4 protein-coding genes are annotated in these 2,702 nt (G+C 71.9%); 1 reads left to right on the top strand and 3 read right to left on the bottom strand.

Going from position 1 to position 2,702, the window contains the following annotated elements; all coding sequences use genetic code 11:
* The 3 genes from H5J29_RS28275 to H5J29_RS28265 form a co-directional block, all read right to left on the bottom strand.
* On the bottom strand, positions 1-534 hold a 534-nt coding region (locus H5J29_RS28275; protein ID WP_312858453.1), incomplete at its 3' end, for an HpcH/HpaI aldolase family protein.
* On the bottom strand, positions 531-1,343 hold the full coding sequence (gene hpaH, locus H5J29_RS28270; protein ID WP_181784039.1) for a 2-oxo-hept-4-ene-1,7-dioate hydratase: 813 nt from the start codon (positions 1,341-1,343) through the stop codon (positions 531-533). The genes H5J29_RS28275 and hpaH, both read right to left, overlap by 4 nt.
* A complete protein-coding gene (locus H5J29_RS28265) occupies positions 1,340-2,215 on the bottom strand; it encodes an alpha/beta fold hydrolase (protein ID WP_181784038.1) in 876 nt (291 codons plus the stop codon). Before H5J29_RS28265 ends, hpaH begins: the two co-directional genes overlap by 4 nt.
* Before the next feature lie 171 nt (positions 2,216-2,386).
* Between H5J29_RS28265 and H5J29_RS28260 the strand changes: the two genes are divergently transcribed.
* Positions 2,387-2,644, top strand: coding sequence for a hypothetical protein (locus H5J29_RS28260; protein ID WP_181784037.1), 258 nt, complete (start codon positions 2,387-2,389; stop codon positions 2,642-2,644).
* Positions 2,645-2,702: the final 58 nt, after the last annotated feature.

The following is a 2,702-nucleotide window of genomic DNA, read 5'->3' as shown; positions in this document are numbered from 1 at the left end:
GCGGCCCAGCGACGCGGCGAGGTCGGCCGGGCCGACGAACACGCCGTCGACGCCCGGGACCGAGCAGATGTCCTCCAGCGCGTCGAGCCCGGCCGCGGACTCGATCTGCACGAGCACGCCGATCTCGGCCTCGCGCAGGTAGCCGGGGGTGCGGTTCCAGCGCGACGCCCGCGCGAAGGCCGCACCGACCCCACGGATCCCGGCAGGCGGGTACCGGGTGGCCGCGACGACCGCCCGGGCCTGCTCCGCGCTCTCGATCATGGGCACCATCAGCGTGGTGGCACCCAGGTCGAGGAACTGCTTGATCAGCACCGGGTCGGCCGCGGGGACCCGGACCACCGTCTCGACCGGGTACGGGGCCACGGCCTGCAGCTGGGGCAGCACGGTGGTGACGTCGTTGGGCGCGTGCTCGCAGTCCAGCAGCAGCCAGTCCAGCCCACCACCGGCGCAGATCTCCGCGCAGTACGCGCTCCCCGAGACCACCCACATGCCGATCTGGGAGTCCGGGCCGCGCAGCTTCTCGGCGAACGTCACGGCGTGCCCGCCTCGAAGCGGCAGCCGACCGTGCCCAGCGGGCCGTAGTCGGCGTGGAAGAGGTCGCCGTCCTCCGCGTGCACCGGCCGGGTGAAGGAACCGGACAGGATCACCTGCCCGGCCTCCAGCCCGACGCCGTGGGGCGCCAACCGGTTCGCGAGCCAGGCGACGCCGTTGCCCGGGTGGTTCAGCACCGCCGCGGCGACGCCGGACTCCTCGATCACGCCGTTGCGGTAGAGCAGCGCGGACACCCAGCGCAGGTCGACGTCCTGTGGCCGCACCGGGCGGCCGCCCAGCACCAGGCCCGCATCGGCGGCGTTGTCCGAGATCGTGTCGACGATCGTGCGCAGGTGCCCCGTCTCGGGATCCGACATCTGCACCCGGGCGTCGAGGATCTCCAGCGCCGGGGTGACGTACTCGGTGGCGGACAGGACGTCGAACAGCGTGGTGCCGGGGCCCTTGAGCGGCCTGCCCAGCACGAACGCCAGCTCGACCTCGACCCGCGGCCGGATGAACCGGTCGTGCGGGACCGTGGAGGTGTCGTCGAAGAACATGTCGTCGAACAGCGCGCCGTAGTCCGGCTCGGTGATCGACACGGCCTGCTGCATGGCGCGCGAGGTCAGCCCGATCTTGCGACCCCGCAGCGTGCGGCCCGCGGCGAGCTTCGTGCCGACCCAGGCGTGCTGGACGGCGTAGGCCTCCTCGATCGTCATGTCCGGGTACTGCAGGGAGAGCTGGCGGACCGGCGTCCGGGTGCGCTCGGCCTCGTCGAGGCGGGCGGCCGCGTCCGCGATCTCCTCGGGTGTCACGCCGGGCCCCGCAGCAGGAACGGGACCGCGGCGGTGTTGAACACCTCGGGGTCCTCGAAGTGCGGCCAGTGCTTCACGTGCGGCATCTCCAGGATCTCGGCGCCCTCGATCAGCTCCGCGACCCGACGGGCGGTGCTCTGGTACTCGCCGTGGTCCTTGCCGGAGGCGACGACCAGCGTCGGGCAGGAGATCGCGCGCCAGCGCTCCTCGGGGATGAGGTTGCGTTCGCGGGCGTCGGGGTCCTGCAGGATCAGCAGGTGGTCGATGGTCGCCAGGGTCTCCGGCAGCCGGTAGATCGCCTGGCGCAGCGCGATCACGTCCGGGATGCGGTTCTCCTCGTCCGCGATGAGGTGGTCGAACATCGCCTTGATCGAGTCCCACTCCGGGTTCTCGACGGCGCGGGTGCGCTCGGCGCGGATGCGCGCCATGTTCGACGCCGTGGCCACCAGCCCCGCCGGTGACATCAGGATCAGCTTGTCCACTCGCTCGGGGCTCTCGACGGCCAGCGCCGCGGCCACCCAGGCCCCCAACGACATCCCGACGACGGCGGCGCTCGCGAAGCCGAACGCGTCGAGCACCGCGTGCACCTGGCGGAGGTAGACCGCGATCTCGTAGTCGTGGTCCGGCTTGTCCGAGAACCCGTTGCCCACCATGTCGATCGCGACGCAGTGGAAGTGCTCGGCCAGCGCCGGGAGGTTGGGGGCGAAGGTCTCCCAGTGCCCGCCCGTGCCGTGCAGGAGCAGCACCGGCGGCGCGCCCGGGTCCCCCGCCTCGGCGTACCGGGTCCGCACCCCGTCCGCGGTGACGTAGCCCTGGCGGAACTCGAGCTCGCGCAGATGGGTCCAGAGGCTGCGGTACGGCGCGTCGCTCATGTCGCGTTCCCAACTGGAGTGTTCACATACCACGCACGGCCCGTACCATCGTTGAGCTGGGCGAGAGGCGAGACGCTCATCGGCTGCCCTTCGGTCTGGACATTGTTTCTGACACCGAGTGTACGATAGAACCATGACGTGGTCACCGTCGACAGACACCCGGATCCCGCGATGAGCGCCCCGGCGGACAGCGCCCGCTCGCGTCGCGAGGAGGGCAGGCGCGAGCTCGCCGAGCTCCGCAACGAGTTCGCCACCGTCCGCGTCGCGCTCGACGAGCGGGGCAACGGCCCCCGGCTGCTGGTGACGGACCTCGAGAGCGGAGCGGAGATCCTGCTCTCCCCGCTGGAGCTGGCGAGCCTGTGCCTGGCCAGCGGCGAGGACCGGGTGAACTGGCTGCGCGTGGGCCACTACCGGGACGAGCGGCCGTGAGCACCCCCGCCATCGTGGGGCTCGGGGCCACCGCGATGTCCACCTCACCGGGAGGTGA

Source organism: Pseudonocardia pini, from assembly GCF_013870575.1.
GTDB lineage: Bacteria > Actinomycetota > Actinomycetes > Mycobacteriales > Pseudonocardiaceae > Pseudonocardia > Pseudonocardia pini.
Note: the sequence above shows the minus strand (reverse complement) of the source record. Positions and strands in the feature narration are given on the sequence as shown.